Annotated in this window: 14 protein-coding genes and 2 pseudogenes; 8 read left to right on the forward strand and 8 right to left on the reverse strand. The window is 55.0% G+C overall.

Going from position 1 to position 18,488, the window contains the following annotated elements; all coding sequences use genetic code 11:
* Positions 1-207 precede the first annotated feature (207 nt).
* The 7 genes from QP888_RS00005 to QP888_RS00035 all read right to left on the reverse strand — a co-directional run bounded on the left by QP888_RS00005 (position 208) and on the right by QP888_RS00035 (position 6,622).
* A complete protein-coding gene (locus QP888_RS00005; protein WP_021353940.1) occupies positions 208-642 on the reverse strand; it encodes a metal-sulfur cluster assembly factor in 435 nt (144 codons plus the stop codon).
* Positions 642-1,094, reverse strand: a complete 453-nt coding sequence (gene sufU / locus QP888_RS00010; RefSeq protein WP_018119579.1) for a Fe-S cluster assembly sulfur transfer protein SufU — start codon at positions 1,092-1,094, stop codon at positions 642-644. The genes QP888_RS00005 and sufU overlap by 1 nt, the downstream gene beginning before the upstream one ends.
* A 5-nt stretch (positions 1,095-1,099) precedes the next feature.
* Positions 1,100-2,341, reverse strand: coding sequence for a cysteine desulfurase (locus QP888_RS00015; RefSeq protein WP_284811250.1), 1,242 nt, complete (start codon positions 2,339-2,341; stop codon positions 1,100-1,102).
* A 71-nt stretch (positions 2,342-2,412) separates the two neighbouring features.
* Positions 2,413-3,168: a Fe-S cluster assembly ATPase SufC gene (gene sufC, locus QP888_RS00020; RefSeq protein ID WP_018119581.1), complete on the reverse strand. Its 756-nt coding sequence runs from the start codon at positions 3,166-3,168 to the stop codon at positions 2,413-2,415.
* 77 nt (positions 3,169-3,245) lie between these two features.
* Complete coding sequence (gene sufD / locus QP888_RS00025) at positions 3,246-4,412, reverse strand: Fe-S cluster assembly protein SufD (protein WP_284811251.1); 1,167 nt, start codon at positions 4,410-4,412, stop codon at positions 3,246-3,248.
* A 1-nt stretch (position 4,413) separates the two neighbouring features.
* Positions 4,414-5,856 (reverse strand): Fe-S cluster assembly protein SufB, encoded by a 1,443-nt coding sequence (sufB, locus tag QP888_RS00030; RefSeq protein ID WP_018119583.1) that lies wholly within the window; start codon positions 5,854-5,856, stop codon positions 4,414-4,416.
* Entirely contained in the window at positions 5,837-6,622 is a 786-nt protein-coding gene (locus tag QP888_RS00035) for a helix-turn-helix transcriptional regulator (RefSeq protein ID WP_502869048.1), read from the reverse strand. The genes sufB and QP888_RS00035 overlap by 20 nt, the downstream gene beginning before the upstream one ends.
* A gap of 259 nt (positions 6,623-6,881) precedes the next feature.
* On the opposite strand from QP888_RS00035, the gene mptB reads away from it, so the two are divergent.
* The 5 genes from mptB to QP888_RS00060 all read left to right on the forward strand — a co-directional run bounded on the left by mptB (position 6,882) and on the right by QP888_RS00060 (position 12,311).
* Positions 6,882-8,543, forward strand: coding sequence for a polyprenol phosphomannose-dependent alpha 1,6 mannosyltransferase MptB (gene mptB / locus QP888_RS00040; protein ID WP_284811255.1), 1,662 nt, complete (start codon positions 6,882-6,884; stop codon positions 8,541-8,543).
* Positions 8,540-9,502: an ABC transporter ATP-binding protein gene (locus QP888_RS00045; protein ID WP_284811256.1), complete on the forward strand. Its 963-nt coding sequence runs from the start codon at positions 8,540-8,542 to the stop codon at positions 9,500-9,502. Before mptB ends, QP888_RS00045 begins: the two co-directional genes overlap by 4 nt.
* Entirely contained in the window at positions 9,495-10,256 is a 762-nt protein-coding gene (locus tag QP888_RS00050) for an ABC transporter permease (RefSeq protein WP_350338207.1), read from the forward strand. Before QP888_RS00045 ends, QP888_RS00050 begins: the two co-directional genes overlap by 8 nt.
* Before the next feature lie 78 nt (positions 10,257-10,334).
* Positions 10,335-11,297 carry a COX15/CtaA family protein gene (locus tag QP888_RS00055; RefSeq protein WP_502869049.1) on the forward strand — a complete coding sequence of 321 codons (963 nt, stop codon included), beginning with the start codon at positions 10,335-10,337 and terminating at the stop codon, positions 11,295-11,297.
* A 36-nt stretch (positions 11,298-11,333) separates the two neighbouring features.
* Positions 11,334-12,311: a quinone oxidoreductase family protein gene (locus QP888_RS00060; RefSeq protein ID WP_284811258.1), complete on the forward strand. Its 978-nt coding sequence runs from the start codon at positions 11,334-11,336 to the stop codon at positions 12,309-12,311.
* 25 nt (positions 12,312-12,336) lie between these two features.
* Here the strand turns inward: QP888_RS00060 and QP888_RS00065 are convergent, their stop codons facing one another.
* Positions 12,337-13,272 (reverse strand): heme o synthase, encoded by a 936-nt coding sequence (locus QP888_RS00065; RefSeq protein ID WP_284811260.1) that lies wholly within the window; start codon positions 13,270-13,272, stop codon positions 12,337-12,339.
* A gap of 288 nt (positions 13,273-13,560) precedes the next feature.
* Here QP888_RS00065 and tkt point away from each other — a divergent pair.
* The 3 genes and pseudogenes from tkt to zwf form a co-directional block, all read left to right on the forward strand.
* A pseudogene (tkt, locus tag QP888_RS00070) lies at positions 13,561-15,654 on the forward strand (transketolase); the annotation flags it as partial.
* Positions 15,655-15,768: 114 nt separating this feature from the next.
* Positions 15,769-16,833, forward strand: a pseudogene (tal, locus tag QP888_RS00075) (transaldolase); the annotation flags it as partial.
* Between the two features lie 97 nt (positions 16,834-16,930).
* A complete protein-coding gene (gene zwf, locus QP888_RS00080) occupies positions 16,931-18,457 on the forward strand; it encodes a glucose-6-phosphate dehydrogenase (protein ID WP_284811262.1) in 1,527 nt (508 codons plus the stop codon).
* Positions 18,458-18,488 lie beyond the last annotated feature (31 nt).

Consider the following 18,488-nt stretch of genomic DNA (forward strand, 5'->3'; position numbering starts at 1 on the left):
GTTGTGGGAACAAGATGGGTCCCGGGAAATAATGGAAAATAAGGTAAATGCCTAGGAACAAAACCCAGTACACTTCACACACACTTTTTGGCGTTTAACCCCAAACTTCCCGATCGGTTTTCTTATCTAGAACGCCCCGTCACTAGTAAAACTAGCAACGGGGCGTCGAATGCTTCTGCTGCTCAGATCAGTAGCTGAGGGCGGCTACTATACTGCGAAGCCGAGAGCACGCAATTGTTCACGACCTTCGTCAGTGATCATCTGTGGACCCCATGGCGGCATCCATACCCAGTTAAGCTCGAGCTCATCGCATTTGGTGTTCGCCACTACGGCTTGCTCAGCCTGTTCAGCAATGACATCGGTCAATGGGCAGGCCGGCGACGTGAGCGTCATGTTAATGACGCAACGTGTCTTTCCGTCCTTTTCTTCAATCCAAAGGTCATATACCAAGCCCAGATCAACGACGTTGATTCCCAACTCCGGGTCAATGACGTCGCGAAGAAATTCTTCACAGTCATACGCCAAGCTCAGTTGTTCTTCTGTCTGTTCCGGTTTTTCACGCGCACCATCAAATGAGGAATTCTCATTCTGGTACGGATCAACCGGCTGGTCAGAAGATTGTGTTTGAGTATTCTCAGACATTATTTCTCCAATTCATTCAGCGCATCCGCGGTCGCGGATTGGAACGCTTTCCAACCCAACAGAGCGCACTTCACGCGGGCTGGATACTTCGAGACACCAGAAAACGCGACTCCATCTCCAATGATGTCTTCGTCTCCTTCAGCTTTGCCTCGTGAGGTGATCATCCGCTCAAACTCAGCGAGCTTTTCCATCGCGCGGTCACGAGACATACCAATGATCTCTTCCGCCATTACCGAGGTCGACGCTTGCGAGATTGAGCATCCAACAGCGTCGTACGAGACGTCCTCGACGGTCTGCCCGTCATCGGACAACTGCACCCGCAGCGTGAGCTCATCGCCACACGATGGGTTCACGTGGTGGACTTCTGCCTGATACGGCTCACGTAATCCCCGGTGTTGCGGGTTTTTATAGTGATCTAGAATCACTTCCTGATACATCGATTCGAGATTCATCTAGATCAGACTCCAAAAAATTCTTGAGCATGCACGATGCCGTCGGCAAGCGCATCGATTTCTTCGGTGGTGTTATACAAGTAAAAACTTGCACGCGCAGTGGACTGCATTCCCAGGCTGCGGTGTGCCGGCCAGGCGCAATGGTGACCGACTCGCACGCACACCCCGCGATCATCCAGTACCTGACCTAAATCATGCGGGTGTACCCCGTCCACCACAAACGATACTGCCCCGCCCCGGTTTTCTGTATCCAGCGGACCTGCAATCTGAACTCCAGGAATGGCAGAGAGTTTCTCCAAACAGTATTTGGTTAGTTCTTGCTCATGCGCGTGGATTTCGTCCATTCCGATTTCTTGTAAGAACTTGACGGCTGCCCCCAGACCAACAACTTGGCTGGTCATCTGGGTTCCCGCCTCAAACCGCTGCGGTGGTTCGGCGAAAGTCGTCTTTTCCATTTTCACGACTTCAATCATGGAGCCGCCGGTCAAAAATGGCGGCAACTTCGCCAGTAGATCTGGTTTGCCGTACAAGACGCCAACCCCAGAAGGACCGCACATCTTGTGGCCCGAAAACGCGGCAAAGTCCACATCCAATTCCCGGAAATCAACGGGCATATGCGGCACCGACTGGCAGGCATCCAAGACCACCAATGCGTCAACCGCGCGAGCACGCCGGACAACTTCGTGCACGTCGACCACCGCACCCGTGACGTTAGACTGGTGGGTGACCGCAACCACTTTCACGGATTCATCGAGCTCAAGTGAATCCAAGTCAATACGGCCGTCGTCCGTGGTCCGGTACCACTTGAGAGTGGCACCAGTTTTCTCACACAACTCCTGCCACGGAACCAAGTTAGCGTGATGTTCCAGCTCGCTCACCACCACGGTATCGCCTTCGCCGACGTACAGGTCCTCGGAGCGGGGGTCAGCGAATGTGAATGCAACCAGGTTCAATGCCTCTGTCGCGTTCTTAGTGAACGCAATTTCAGCACCGTCTACACCGACGAAGTTGGCGATGGCCTCACGAGCATCCTCGTAGGCGTCGGTAGCTTCCTCAGCCAATTGGTACGCTCCCCGGTGCACCGGTGCAAAAGAATTCAGCACGAATTCCTTTTCTGCTTCCCACACCGATTCAGGGCGCTGGGAAGTTGCCCCAGAGTCCAAATAAATCAGTGGGTTATCGCCACGAACCGTACGCGACAAAATGGGAAATTGTGCGCGGATAGCGGTGGTATCCAGAGTAGACATGGTGTGTTAAAACCTAGTTTCTTCGTATCAGCTCGTAGGTGGCCAGCCGTAGATTATGTGCAGCGTGTGCTTTACATGAACTGGTCGTAGCCGCTGGCCTCAAGCGTGTCAGCCAAGTCAGCACCGCCAGTTTCGACGATCCGTCCTTTGGCAAACACGTGGACGTAGTCAGGGTTGACATAGTTCAAAATGCGCTTGTAGTGGGTGATCATCATGATGCCACCGTTGGTCTCTTCCTGGTAACGGTTAATGCCGTCAGAGACAATGCGCAGAGCGTCGACGTCCAAGCCGGAGTCGGTCTCGTCCATAATGGCAAACTTTGGTTTCAGCAGACCCAACTGCAAAACCTCGTGGCGTTTTTTCTCACCGCCGGAGAATCCCTCGTTGACAGAGCGCTCACCGAAGGACTTGTCGATGGACAAAGCTTCACGCGCCTCGTTAACTTCCTTAACCCATTCACGCAGCTTTGGAGCCTCGCCACGAACAGCAGAAACAGCCGAACGCATAAAGTTGGAGGAAGAAACACCAGGAACTTCAGTTGGGTACTGCATGGCCAGGAACAAACCCGCCTGGGCGCGTTCGTCTACTTCCATTTCCAAGATATTCTCGCCATCAAGCAAGACTTCACCCTCGGTGATTTCGTAGCGTGGGTGGCCAGACAGGGCATAAGCCAACGTGGATTTACCAGAGCCGTTTGGGCCCATGATGGCGTGGGTCTCGCCTGACTTGATGGTTAGGTTCACACCTTTGAGAATTGGCTTTGGCTCTGCGGTCTCGTCCGAAGGCAATACCTGAGCATGCAGGTTCTTAATTTCCAAGGTAGACATAGCTCACTCTTTCCGTGGTTGTGGTCGTGCGTAGCTAGTGCGTGGTCTGTCCACACCTAGCAATGTCGATTCGTCTGTTATGCCGAAATGCTTGCGAGTTCATCGTCGACTCGCTTCGCCAAATCTTCCCGCAGGCTTTGCACTGGAATGCGGTTGATGATCTCCAGGAAGAAGCCACGGATGATCAAACGGCGGGCTTCGCCTTCTGGGATACCGCGCGACATCAGGTAGTACACCTGCTCGTCATCGAAACGGCCTACAGTAGCAGCGTGGCCAGCACCGGCGATTTCACCGGTTTCGATTTCCAAGTTAGGAATTGCGTCAGCACGGGCACCATCAGTCAACAGGAGGTTGCGGTTGACTTCGTAGGTGTCGGTGTTCTCGGCATTGGAGCGGATCAGGATATCGCCAACCCAGCAAGAGCGAGCATCCGGCTTGGAAGAGCCCGGTGCGCCTTGGATTGCGCCCTTGTACATGACGTTGGAACGGCAGGATGGCTGCGAGTGGTCCATCAACAGACGGTTTTCGAAGTACTGCCCTTCCGACGCGTAATAGACACCTAGCAACTCAGCGTCGCCTCCTGGCGCGGTGAAGCTGACGCGAGGAACCATGCGGACAATTTCTCCACCAAAAATGGCTGCATTGTGACGCAATGTGGCATCTCGGCCCAGCGAAGCAATCTGGTGCGACAGATGGACCGCGTCGTCTTCCCAGTCGGCATCCACAACGACATTGACGTTGGCCCCATCGCCGATGACGAACTCGACGTTGTCAGCATGGGTGCCGGAGCCCTGGTAGTTCAGCACGATAGTGACCTCTGCGTGCTTGCCTACTTCGACAGACGTGGCACCGAATGAGGTGACGTTTTCGCCGGCACCGGTGATGGTGATGACCACCGCGTCTTCATACTGCTTGTCACCATCAATGCTGACAACTTGACCGGCAGGCATCGAGGTCCAAGCCTGTGCAGCAACACGGTCGGCTGGTGCACCTGCGCGTCCCAGCCGAGAATCGTCTGAGGCTACCTTTTCGCTGGAAACGCCCGGCTGCTCGCTGACGGAGATTTTCTGTTCCACCACATCCGAGAATGTGCCATCATGCAGGCCACGGAGGCTACGCAATGAAATATAACGCCATACCTCATCGCGCCCGCTAGGCACCTGGAAGTCATCCACATTGAACGACGTGAATTGGTCGCCCTTCGTTGCTGCTTTCGTGGTGTTGAATTCGTTGGAATTAACCAATTTAGCCCACGGATCCTTCCATTTGTAGTTCGATCAGACGGTTCAATTCCAGTGCGTATTCCATCGGCAGTTCCTTGGCAATCGGCTCAACGAAACCACGCACAATCATTGCCATCGCTTCTTCTTCCGCAATACCGCGCGACATCAGGTAGAACAACTGCTCTTCAGAAACCTGCGAGACCGTAGCCTCATGGCCGAGGGTCACGTACTCGTTACGAATATCGTTGTACGGGTAAGTATCCGTGCGCGAGATCGAATCAACCAGCAACGCGTCGCACTCAATGTTCGACGTCGAGTGCTTGGCATTCTTGTTGACCTGCACCAAACCGCGGTACGAAGCACGACCACCGGCACGAGCAACGGACTTGGAAACAACGTTGGACGAGGTACGTGGTGCCATGTGTACCATCTTGGCACCAGTGTCCTGGAACTGGTTCTCTCCAGCGAAGGCTACGGACAGAACCTCACCCTTGGCGCCTTCACCGGTCATCCACACTGCGGGGTATTTCATGGTGACCTTGGAACCAATATTGCCATCGACCCATTCCATGGTGGCGCCTTCTTCGGCCTTCGCACGTTTGGTCACGAGGTTGTAGACGTTTTGCGACCAGTTTTGAATGGTCGTGTAACGGCAACGGGCGTTCTTCTTGACGACGATTTCGACGACAGCCGAGTGCAGCGAATCCGACTTGTAAATCGGTGCAGTGCAACCTTCGACATAGTGGACATACGCGCCTTCGTCAACGATGATCAGGGTGCGCTCAAACTGACCCATATTTTCCGTGTTGATACGGAAATATGCCTGCAACGGAATGTCGACGTGGACACCCTTTGGTACGTAAATGAAAGAGCCACCTGACCACACGGAAGTGTTCAACGCAGAGAACTTGTTGTCACCGGCTGGGATAACGGAACCAAAGTACTCTTTAAAGATATCTTCGTACTCACGCAGACCGGTATCAGTGTCCACGAAGATGACGCCCTTTTCCTCCAGGTCCTCACGGATCTGGTGGTACACAACCTCAGATTCGTACTGGGCTGCGACGCCGGCAACAAGGCGCTGTTTCTCTGCCTCTGGAATGCCCAACTTGTCATAGGTGGACTTAATATCTTCCGGCAGATCCTCCCAGGAAGCAGCCTGTCCTTCAGTGGACGATACGTAATACTTAATCTGATCGAAGTCGATGTCAGAAAGGTCAGCACCCCAGGTTGGCATCGGCTTCTTGTCGAAAATGCGATAAGCCTTCAAACGAGCTTCAAGCATCCATTCTGGCTCGTTTTTCCGGCGGGAGATATCACGGACAACGTCTTCGCTAATTCCGCGTTGCGCAGATGCGCCCGCGGTGTCAGAGTCGTGCCAGCCGTATTCATAAGCACCGATCGAATCGATAATCTCATCATCGGTCATCTGTGGTGTCTCTGGCTTAGATTGTGCCTGAGTCATGACCAGCTCCTTTCGTGATGGTGTGTGCTTGCGTCAAGGGAATATTTGTGGTGCAGATCCCGTGGCCTTCCGCGATAGTAGCCAAAGGCTGCACGTGTTGGCTTAGAAGCGAAGTAACGACCTCGTGCTCGGCTTCGCATAATTCCGGATGCTCTGCTGCCACGTGTGCAATCGGGCAATGGTGTTGACACACCTGAATACCGGATTCTGACGGTCGCACCGTCGACACGTAGCCATGCGCGTTCAACACCTCTGCCAGTTGCTGGGCGGTGTGCTCAACTGCTTGTTCATCGACCTCCTCGTTGTCGTCGGCAAGAGACGACGCCGGTGTTATTGTATCGAGAAGTTTTCGAACACGCTGTCGCGCGAACGCACGAACGGCATCGGAGCCTCCTGCTTCACGCAGTGCGTCGAGAGCATCTGATGCCAGGGAATCGTAGGAATGCCCGAAATACGCACGTCCCCGATCTGTCAGGCGGAAATGCTTCGCTGGTCGACCGCGCGATTGTCCTTGCGGGCGACGCTGCACGGTTTCAGTCAGCCCATCTTCTACCAAAATGTCCAGGTGTCTGCGCACACCCGCGGCCGAGAGGCCGAGATGATCACCGAGCATGCTGGCCGTTACGGGTCCAAGCGTGAGTAACAAGTGCATTACTTGGCGACGAGTCTCACCTTCAGTGGTTCGTGTTTCTTTTCCGGAAACCCCAGCAGCTGCGCTGGAGCCACTTCCACCTTCGGTGTGTTTATTGGACTGAGTCACCCTCATGCACCTCCTTTGCCCTCCATCGGCGGTAAATCATTTGACAACACTAGTGTTCCTTAAATGACGTGCAGTGTCCAACTGGGGCCAAGCTGGTCATATTTACACGCGATTATGTTTTTCTTTTGCCTTCACTTGCGTCACACCTGGGCCGAGCTGGCGCCATCCGACCATGAAAAAACACGCACACAACGAGTGGGATAAATTCATCCGGTCCCACCGGTGCTCACCAGAAGGCAACCCAGTATGACTAAAATGAATCTTCGTGAATTTGCGCACGCTAAACCCATGGCCTTCTATTCGCGCGGTTGCCCCGCGGGTAGGCACTGCTGGTTCACGCTCTGCGCAATTGCACGATGACAACTTAGCGCCACCCGAACGCGATTCGCCGACCATTCGCGAATCTCGAGTTTTTCAGTCCTGGCAGTGGTTGGGCACCGTTGCCGCACTGCTTATTGGCCTCGGTGGCTTGGGGGCAGGAGCGCTACCAGTCGTCAATAACCCATATTCGGATTTCCCCTTGGGTTCGATCATGGCCCGTATGCTGCAAACCTCCTCAGCATTAGTCATGCTAGGCATCGGCATGCTTGTCGTTGCCTGGCTTGGCATAGCGCGATTCGTTGGGATCAGTCTCAGGTTTGGTCACGAGCAGCGACTAACCATCACTACTCGCGAGTTAAAACTCACGCTCGTCGCGTGGTCGCTGCCCCTACTGTTTACTGCACCCCTATTTACGCAAGATATCTACTCTTATCTGGCAAATGGGTCGATTGTTGCGCAAGGCATGAGTCCGTACGAGGCTGGGCCTGTCGAACTTCTCGGCACAGAACACCCTTTAGCTCGCTCGGTTCCTTTCATCTGGGCACAATCACCGTCTCCATATGGCCCAGTCGCATTGGGTATTGCCGGTGCGATTAGTCAGCTCACCGGAGACGGCATTGTCTTCGGCGTGCTGGCACACCGCATCATCGCGCTGCTGGGAATTACCACAATGGCCTGGGGCTTAGCCAAACTTTCACGACGCTGCGCAGTCGCGCCGGAAAGCTCACTGTGGCTTGGCGTGCTTAACCCAGTGGTGATGCTGCACCTTTTGGGGGGCATCCACAATGAAGCAATTTTATTAGGGTTTTTGCTCGTCGGTATTGAATTAGCGCTACGTGGAATGGATCATTCGCATACGTTTCCACGCTGGGGATTACTGTGCGCCAGCGGTTTCTTCATCTCATGCGCCGGGATGGTCAAGGTTACTGGTTTTATTGCCTTAGGTTTTGTGGGTATGGCTCTAGCACGTTGGTTGGTCGGTTCCGGAATGCGGCGCGGGCTGGCTATCGTGGTTGCAGCTTCTTTCTACTTCTTTGTTCTTACTGCCAGCATCATCGTCGTCACGCTCCTTACCGGCATTGATCTTGGTTGGATCAGTGCACAAGGTGGCGCGGCCACAATCCGCAGTTGGCTTTCTCTGACAACGGCATTAGGGGTCATTAGCGGTTTCGTCGGCACGCTTTTGGGCCTCGGCGACCACACGGAATCCATCTTGGTACTCACTCGGACCCTAGGTGTGGTGGTTGCTGGAGTATTTCTGCTCCGCATGTTGTTTGCCACATTTCGCGGTGCCATCCACCCGGTAGGTGGTCTGGGCATGGCGACGTTAGTGCTGGTGATCTTTTTCCCGGTGGTACACCCCTGGTACCTACTGTGGGCGATCGTGCCACTAGCTGCGTGGGCAAATCGTGCCGTATTCCAACTGTTGGTCATCATCTACTGTGTAATCGTCAGTTTCCTGACCCTGCCCCGAGGAATGGCGTTGCCACCAGAGGTTGTCGCTGGCATTTACCTCCAAGCATTACTTACTGCCCTGGTACTTTGTGCTGTTTCCTGGGTTATTCATTACCTGCTTCGGCATCGCAAAGCATCTGCCCTAGAATGAAGACCGTGCATACAACTTTCGATGGCTCCGATGGATCTGACGCGAACAACGCGCCCGCCGTGGTAATCGACAACGTCAGCAAGAAATTCGGTGACAAAATCGCAGTCGATGATCTAAGTCTGACAGTTCCGCGCGGGTGCATTGTTTCTGTGCTTGGCCCCAACGGAGCGGGAAAAACCACCACCATCGAAATGTGTGAAGGCTTCACGCAACCCACCTCCGGCCAGATCTCTGTGTTGGGAATGGATCCCGCCGCGCAACCGGATAAGGTGCGCCAACGCATCGGCATGATGCTGCAAGGCGGCGGCGGATATTCTGGCGCCACCGTGGTTGAACAACTCACCCTTGCCGCCAAATACTATAAAAATCCACACGACCCGGAATGGCTGATCGATATCGTCGGGCTTTCCCAGCACCGCTCTACGACGTATCGACGATTATCTGGCGGCCAACAACAACGTCTCTCGCTTGCCCTAGCGCTGCTACCCCGCCCAGAATTAATCTTTCTCGATGAACCAACCGCTGGAATGGATGCCCAAGCCCGTAGGTTAACCTGGGAACTCATCGAGGCCCTGCGTCGTGACGGCGTGACCGTGGTACTCACCACCCATTTACTCGATGAAGCCGAAAAATTGTCCGACTATGTCTACATCATTAACCACGGAAAGTTACAAGTTTCAGGCACGCCGCACGAGCTACTCACGCAAACCGCTGGAGAGAGTCTGACGTTTACTACCGACGTTGAGCTTGCCGAGGATCTCTTCCCCGCAGAGTGGACGGTGACTGCGGTCGGGCACCACCGCTATCGCTTAGACTCAGCCCCTACCCCAGAGTTGCTCGCTCAATTGACCGCTACCCTGGCCGAGCACCATATTTTATTGCGCGAATGTAATGTCACTGCCCGCAGCCTAGAAGATGTCTTCCTAGCAGTAACCGAAAACGTTGATCACAGTGCATAGTTTTAGTACCGACACTTTCCGTCCAGCACCGAACCCGGCCTCATTCGCCAGAATCGCCGCCGCACAAACGCGAATGGAAACTGCGCTGATTATGCGCCACGGCGAGCAGTTACTTTTGAATATTGTCGTTCCACTTGCCATTTTAATCGGGGCTTCTTTGGTGCCGGTATTGGGCGAAGACCGCGGCATTGATGAGATTTTTCCCATGGTCCTAGCCGTGGCAGCGATGGGCTCTGGTTTTACCGGGCAAGCTATCGCGGTAGCTTTTGACCGGCGCTATGGTGCCTTAAAGCGCTTGGGAGCTTCCGGTGTCCCCCGCCGAGCAATAATCGTCGGCAAGATTGCCGCGATCGCCATCGTCACCTTGTTGCAAGCGATCCTGCTGACTATTGCAGCAGCAGTGCTCGGTTTCAGTGCCCATGTCGCCGCCTACTTCTTGGCGGCCGTAGTACTGCTGCTATCAGCTGCCAGCTTTACGGCTTTTGGGCTGTTATTGGGGGGTACTCTTGCGGCCGAAAAAGTTCTGGGATTGGGGAATTTCTTCTGGCTTGTGTTGCTCGGCGTTGTCGGCTGGGTGTTGTATTCGCAAGGTCTGTCCAGTAACGGTGCGTGGACGGTAGTGCCGTCGGTAGCTGTAGCCTCGGGCCTTATGGAAAGTTTGCGTGGAACCATCCCCGTCACCGAGTTGGCCGTGATCTTAGCCTGGGGATTAGGTGCGGCAGGGTTAGCGAGTAAGAAATTCAGGTTCTCCTAAAGCTTCGATCCTGCTGTGGGGAATCCCTCAGGCTGCTTGCCGCGTAGGCGTTCGGAACCCGAGTTTGTGCAGAGTAGGATGAGCGATGTGAGTAGCCTAAATCAGCAGACACACCAAAGCCTGAAATGGCAGCGACGGCTCGCCCTCATCCTGCTAATTTCGCAAGCCGGAATTACGGTGTCTGGCTCGATCGTTCGGGTCACAGGCTCCGGGCTCGGCTGTGATACTTGGCCCAATTGCCACGAAGGCTCCCTCGTTCCCGTCGCTGGCGCACAGCCGTGGGTGCATCAACTCATCGAATTCGGTAATCGCCTACTGACCTTCGTCGTTGCCGCAGCCGCCATCGCCATACTCGTTGCCGTCATGAAAGCTGGCCGACGTGGCGAACTCGTCGTCTACGGCGCGCTCTCAATCATCGGCATCGTCGTGCAAGCTGTTATCGGCGGCATCTCTGTGCACATGGACCTGCACTGGTGGTCTGTCGCACTGCACTTCTTGCCTTCAATGGCACTCGTGTGGATCGCCGCACTGCTGTACACGCGGATTCCAGAAGACGACCAGCAAGCACCACATCGGGTCTTTGGTGCGCACACGCGTCGATTCGCACTCGCGGCGGCCATCGCCTTGGCAATTGTGCTGATGACCGGCACGATGGTTACCGGTTCCGGACCACATTCTGGCGATGCAGATGCTGGAATGGAAGGCCGTTTAGAGCTCGATACCGAAGTTTTAGCCGTGGTGCACGCGGTATGCATGTACGCCTACCTGCTGCTTACTCTGCTGGTCTTGTGGCAGTTATACAAACAAAAAGCCCCACAACGAGCCAAACGCACCGCGTGGGTGCTAGTCGCTGTGATCATCATCCAGTGGGCGATTGGCGTCGCACAGTTTTACCTCGGCGTCCCCCGCTGGACCGTGCCGTTCCACATTGCGATGAGCTCAGTGGTTGTGGCGTTTACCGCTGCTTTCTGGGCACGAGGTTACGCCCGCCCACACTACGACATTCAGCGGTCACAGGATCTGCAACCCCAGACCAGCTAACTCACGAAACTGCCGCAGTCTGTAACCTCGGTAACCATGAAGGCAATACAGATTGAACAGACCGGCGGGCCGGAAGTCCTTCAGCTCGCTGAGGTTGCAGCACCTGAACCATCCGACGGCCAAATCCTCGTCGATGTCCTTGTCGCTGGTGTGAACTACATCGATACCTATTATCGCGAAGGCATTTACGACGCCGAACCACCGTTTACTCCCGGATTTGAAGGCGTCGGGCGTGTCCGCCATGATCCACAAGGCGAAATCGCACCGGGCACCATGGTCGCCTGGAACACCGCCTTCGGATCGTACGCAGAGCAAGTCTGTGTAGATCGTGACAAGGTGGTGGCAGTACCTAATGATTTTGACCTACCGACTGCAGCTTCCATGCTGCTGCAGGGAATCACCGCGCATTATTTGACCCACGGAGTCTACGAACTTGGTGAAGGCGATAGCTGTGTCATTACCGCTGGTGCAGGCGGGGTTGGCTTGGTAGCCACACAGCTCGCAGCGGCAGCTGGTGCCACTGTCTACACAGTGGTCTCATCAGCGGAAAAGGAACAGCTATCGTATGACGCCGGGGCAACCCGTGTTCTACGCTATGGGCCAGACTTAGTTGAACAGGTCCGCGAACTCACCGACGGCCATGGTGTTGATGTGGTGTATGACGGTGTCGGCAAGGATACTTTTGCGCAATCGCTCGATATGGTCCGTGGGCGCGGTGTCGTCTGTTTGTTCGGTGCAGCATCTGGCCCGGTGGATCCGATTGACCCGCAAGTACTCAACCAGAAGGGTTCAATTTTCCTTACGCGACCATCCGTGGCCGGTTGGACGAGCCGCGAAGGTGAATTCCAAATGCGCGCGCAAGCCGTTGTACAAGCTGTCGTCGACGGAGACTTGCGCTTTCGGGTCAGCAACTCCTATGCCCTGAAAGACGCTGCCCAAGCGCACCGCGATTTACAAGACCGCAAAACTACCGGCTCCATTGTGTTGCGAGTGCAGGAAGACGGGCACGCCTAAGCAGGGCTGCTAGTGGTCCTACGCCTTAAGCCATGAACGGTGTCCAGCCGATAACAGCATCGACGGACAAGGTGAGGAATAAAATCGCCAAGTAATTATTTGACCAGATGAATAGCGCCATGGGTTGCACCTTGGCGCCTTTTTTCACGCCTTGGTGTAAGCGACTGGCCATATATAAAAATACCCCCGCCGTGCCGACAGCACCGACGAGATAGATCCACGACGCCGCTGGGATCAGCACAAATGAGGTAATAACCATGGCGACGGAGTACAGCAGAATTTGGCGGGTGACTTCGGACTCCTTGGCGACCACGGGCAACATTGGAATACCCGCTCGCTTGTAATCATCCTTGTACTTCATGGCCAGCGCCCACGTGTGTGGTGGTGTCCAGAAGAAGATAATCAAAAACAACGCGATTGCTTGCCACCACTGTGCAGGCTCACCCGCAGGCGCATTATCGGTGATGACTGCCCAGCCAACCATGACTGGCATACATCCAGCAAGGCCACCCCACACGATGTTTTGCGAAGTACGACGCTTAAGAAACTTGGTATAGACCACGATGTAATGCACATTGGTCAGGATCACGAATAGCGCAGCCAGCCAGGAATTTGCGAGCAGGCCCAACCACAGCACAGAGATAATCAGCAACACTGAGCCAAATACCGCAGCTTCGCTTTTCGACACGGCGTCGTTCACCAACGGCCTGCCGCGGGTACGCTTCATTTTTTGGTCGAGTTCATAGTCGGCAACCATGTTGAATGTGTGCGCCGCAGAAGCACCCATCCAGCCACCCAATAATGTGAGGATGATCAAGCCGAAGTTATTGGCTATCGCTTCCGTGCCACGTTCTGCTTGCAACATGGCAGGAAGTGCGGCCACCAAGAGCAGTTCAATGATCCGCGGCTTGGTTAATGCGAAATATGCCTTGATCTTCCCCAAGGAAAAATCCTCCAACAACGTGCCAATTAGTTCTCTCTACGCCCATGATTGCTAGCAATCTAGGGCTTTAAGAGATAGTCGTTTACAAAGGGCGGAAAGTTCCCACCTACTTTCGGCGGATAAGAACTCACTGTCTCGAACCACAATAGCCTACACGCCTCCACAGGTGTCGCTCATAATCGCATGCAAGTACGCAAACCTAGACAGCTACCTTTAGACTATGGGCAGACCATCGTCGTCACCGTGATAAAACGTCACCGTGATAAGCCCTCACCGTTGTAAACAGATTGATGCGAGGAACCTGCTGTGTCACTGTCCCCTAAATTAAAAGCTAAGACCGTACGTCGCTACCCAAGTGACTGGAGCGAGACCGATACCCGCGCAGTAGATACGGTGCGTTTATTAGCCGCCGATGCCGTGCAGAACTGCGGTTCTGGCCACCCCGGCACCGCCATGTCTCTCGCACCTCTGGCTTATACGCTCTACCAACGTGTGCTCAACCACAACCCTGCCGATCCACAGTGGTCTGGTCGTGACCGTTTTGTACTTTCCGTGGGTCACTCATCCCTGACGCAATATATTCAGCTTTTCCTTGGTGGTTTCGGCTTGGAACTCGAGGATTTGCAGCAGCTACGCACCTGGGGTTCATTGACTCCAGGACACCCAGAATACGGCCACACGGCTGGCATCGAAATCACAACTGGCCCATTGGGACAAGGCTTAGCATCATCGGTGGGCATGGCTATGGCTGCTCGCAAAGAACGCGGTCTGTTCGACCCGGACACGCCTGCCGGTGAATCCCCATTCGATCATTACGTCTATACCATTTGCTCGGATGGCGACGTACAGGAAGGTGTGACCGCCGAAGCTTGTTCACTGGCGGGTACGCAACAGCTCGGAAACTTGATTGTCTTCTGGGATGACAACAACATCTCGATTGAAGATGACACCGATATTGCATTCTCGGAATCCGTCGCCAAACGTTACGAAGCCTACGGTTGGCAAGTTCTCGAAGTTAGTTCCGGCGAAGACGTCGCCGCCCTCGAGCAGGCCATCAAGCTTGCGAAGCAAGACACGTCGCGGCCGACCTTCATTCGCGTACAAACTGTTATCGCTTATCCTGCACCCAACGCTATGAACACGGGCGCATCGCACGGTGCCGCACTCGGCGAAGAAGAAATCCGTGCGACCAAGAAGTTCCTCGGCTTTGATCCGGATCAACACTTCCATGTCGATGACGAGGTGTTGTCGCATACGCGTGAGCTTGTCAACCGGGGCACCGAAGCACAAAAGGCATGGCAGAAGCGTTTCGATGCGTGGGCAGAAAAGAACCCTGAGCGCAAACAGCTATTCGACCGCATGACAGCCTACGAGCTACCGGAGAACTTCGGCGACGATATGCCAGTTTGGGAACCTGATACCAAAGGCATTGCCACCCGAAAGGCGTCGGCGGAAGCCATTCAGGTACTAGCTGCGCAACTGCCGGAACTATGGGGCGGGTCGGCAGACCTCGCTGGCTCTAACAACACCGTTATCAAAGGCGCACCGTCGTTCGGTCCACAATCGATTTCAACAGAGATGTGGCAGGCCGATCCGTTGCAGGGACGTAACTTACACTTCGGTATCCGTGAACACGGCATGGCCGCGATCATGAACGGCATCGCGTTGCATGGACACACCCGCGTGTACGGCGGCACGTTCTTGATTTTCTCGGAGTACATGTATCCAGCTGTGCGTCTAGGCGCGTTGATGGGCACTGACACGTATTACGTATGGACGCACGACTCCATCGGCCTGGGCGAAGATGGCCCAACCCACCAACCCGTGGAAACCCTGGCTGCGTTGCGTGCCATCCCAAACCTCTCGGTAATCCGTCCCGCCGATGCCAACGAAACTACCCAGGCGTGGGTGGCCGCAATGAGGAAGGACAAAGGCCCCAAGGGGTTGGCGTTAACCCGGCAGAATGTTCCGGTATTGGAGGGCACCGCCGAAAAAGCCGCAGAGGGAGTCGCCAAGGGCGCTTATGTTTTGGTGGAAGCATCCGACTCACCAGAATTGATCCTGATTGCGACCGGCTCCGAGGTGCACCTGGCAGTAGCTGCAGCGCAGCGCCTGGAAGCCGAAGGAACGCCAACACGAGTGGTATCGGCTCCGTGTCTGGAATGGTTTGAGCAACAGGATGAGGCCTACCGGGAATCGGTTTTGCCACGCGAAGTTCCTGCACGCGTATCCATCGAAGCTGGGTTGGCGATGCCCTGGCACAAATACACCGCACCTTATGGACGCCAGATTTCTTTGGAGCACTACGGAGCTTCTGCCCCAGCAGAAGAACTCTTCGAGAAATTCGGCTTCAGCGTCGACAATGTGGTCTCTGAGGCGAAGAAAGCTCTGGAACAAGCACCGGCTGCCTCCAAAATTTCTGGGTGGGGTGAAAAAGCCACCTCCGGGCCCGTTTCCGATTCGCTGGCCCCAGCACACGCCGTGGATTCCGCAGACGCCGATTCTGCACTCGCGGAACTAGCCGCGGTTGGCACCGCTACCTGGCTGGATGATCTCTCGCGCGAGCGCATTACGTCCGGCAACCTCAAACAACTCATCGAAACCAAATCGGTTTTGGGTGTGACCACGAACCCATCGATTTTTTCTGCGGCGATGAGTAAAGGTGATTCTTACGACGCTGATATCGCGGAGCTAGCACAGAAGAATCCAGCTGCCGACGAAGCAGTCTACGAATTAGCAATTGCCGACGTGCAAGATGCGTGCGACGTTTTGTCGTCGGTGTATGAACGCACCGGCGGTGCCGACGGTCGAGTCTCAATCGAAGTTGACCCGCGAATTTCTGCTGATACCGAAAAGACCTTGGAGCAAGCTCGCAGCTTGTGGCAGAAAGTCGGCCGCGAAAACGCAATGATCAAGATTCCGGCCACCCGAGAAGGCCTGCCGGCGATCACCGCAGCCCTGGCAGAAGGGATCTCTGTCAACGTCACCTTGATTTTCTCCGTAGAGCGCTACCGCGAGGTCATCCAGGCCTATAAAGAAGGCATCAAGCAAGCCCTCGACAACGGCCATGATCTGTCCAAGATTCACTCGGTTGCGTCTTTCTTCGTTTCCCGGATCGACACCGAAGTCGACAACCGTCTCGACGAGATCGGCACAGATGAAGCACGCAGTCTGCGCGGACAGGCTGGTATCGCCAACGCTCGACGCGCATACGCACTGTTCATTGATGAGTTCCACGACTTCGACATTCCAGGCGCTAACAAACAGCGGCCACTGTGGGCATCCACCGGTGTCAAGAATCCGAACCACCCTGCCGACATGTACGTCACGGAACTGGCTGGTCCAGACACCGTGAACACGATGCCGGAAGCAACGCTGGAGGCCGTACTGGAAAGCGGTACTATCAAAGGCGACACATTGACTGGTGCAGGTGACAAAGCTGGCTTGATCTTCGGGCAGCTGGAATCTGTCGGCATCGATTTCTCAGAGGTCTATGCCAAACTCGAGCTTGAAGGTGTTGACAAGTTCATTAAGGCATGGGAAGAATTGCTGGAATCTATGTCGCAGCGGTTGCGCTAAAGTACCCCTGTCCGTTGCCCACCTAGCTTTCCATATCACGACACTTTCCATATCACGACAACGCCCACGGTTTGGGCTGAGAAAGGACTATTCGCCTGTGACGTCGAATCCTTGGCATAATCCCCTGCGCAATCCGCACGATTCCCGACTGCCGAGGATCGCTGGCCCTTCGGGCATGGTGATTTTCGGAGTCACCGGCGATTTGGCCTATAAGAAACTGCTGCCAGCTATTTATGATTTAGCGAACCGCGGCCTGTTGTCCTCCGCATTCATCCTGGTTGGTTTTGGCCGCAGAGAATGGTCCAACGAAGATTTCGTAGATTACGTGAAAGCCGCCGTACAAGACGGAGCCCGCACTCCGTTCCGGGAAAACGTCTGGCGCCAGCTGGCTTCGGGCATGGAATTTGTCACCGGTGGCTTCGATAACGATGGTTTCGACCAGCTCGCCACACGTATCGCTGAAGTAGATCAACACCGCGGCACCGCTGGCAACTGGGCTTATTATCTGTCCATTCCACCCAGCTTTTTCTCCGAAGTGTGCCACCAGCTCGAACGCACCAATATGGTCAGCGCCGAGCCCGGCGCTTGGCGTCGGGTGATCATTGAGAAGCCGTTTGGCCATGACGAAAACTCAGCTCGCGAGCTGAACGAGATTGTCAACCAGGTATTCCCCGAGGACTCGGTCTATCGCATTGATCATTACCTAGGCAAAGAGACCGTACAAAATATCCTGGCGCTGCGGTTTGCCAACTCGATTTTTGAGCCAATCTGGAATGCCCGCCACATCGATCACGTTCAGATCACCATGGCAGAAGACATCGGGCTCGGTGGACGCGCCGGGTACTACGATGGCATAGGGGCTGCGCGCGATGTCATGCAGAACCACCTCCTGCAGCTTTTGGCATTGGTGGCGATGGAAGAGCCCATTTCGTTCACCCCAGATGCGCTGCGCGCAGAGAAGGTGAAAATTCTGCAAGCAACCTCACTGGCCACCCCGCTAGAGCACACTACCGCGCGTGGACAATATTCCGCGGGCTGGCAGGGCTCACAAAAAGTCCAAGGCCTGAGAGAAGAAGAAGGCTTCGATCCCGAATCGGCCACCGAAACCTATGCAGCCTGCACGCTGGAAATTAACTCACGTCGATGGGCTGGGGTCCCGTTCTACCTGCGCACTGGCAAACGCTTAGGGCGCCGCGTGACCGAAATCGCGCTGGTTTTCAAGCACGCTCCCCACCAACCCTTTGCGAAAAACGGTGCCCAGCATGGACAGAATACCGTTGTTATCCGTGTGCAGCCGGATGAAGGCGTGCTGATGCGCTTCGGATCCAAGGTTCCCGGCTCCGGTATGGAGGTTCGCGATGTGAATATGGATTTCTCCTATGCAGAGGCTTTTACCGAAGAATCACCTGCCGCCTACGAACGACTGATCCTCGATGCGCTGCTAGATGAGTCAAGTTTGTTCCCGACGAACAAAGAAGTGGAATTAAGCTGGGCGATTTTAGACCCTATGCTGGAATACTGGCAGAATGCCGACCAACCAGAAAGCTACCCCGCGGGTAGCTGGGGGCCTGCCAGCGCTGATGCGATGGTGGCACGCCGGGGCCACTCCTGGCGCCGCCCGTAGAACGTGTCCGTGACTGACCTGCCCAAGGAGT

Source organism: Corynebacterium sp. MSK297 (assembly GCF_030232885.1).
In the GTDB taxonomy this organism is placed as follows: Bacteria; Actinomycetota; Actinomycetes; order Mycobacteriales; family Mycobacteriaceae; genus Corynebacterium.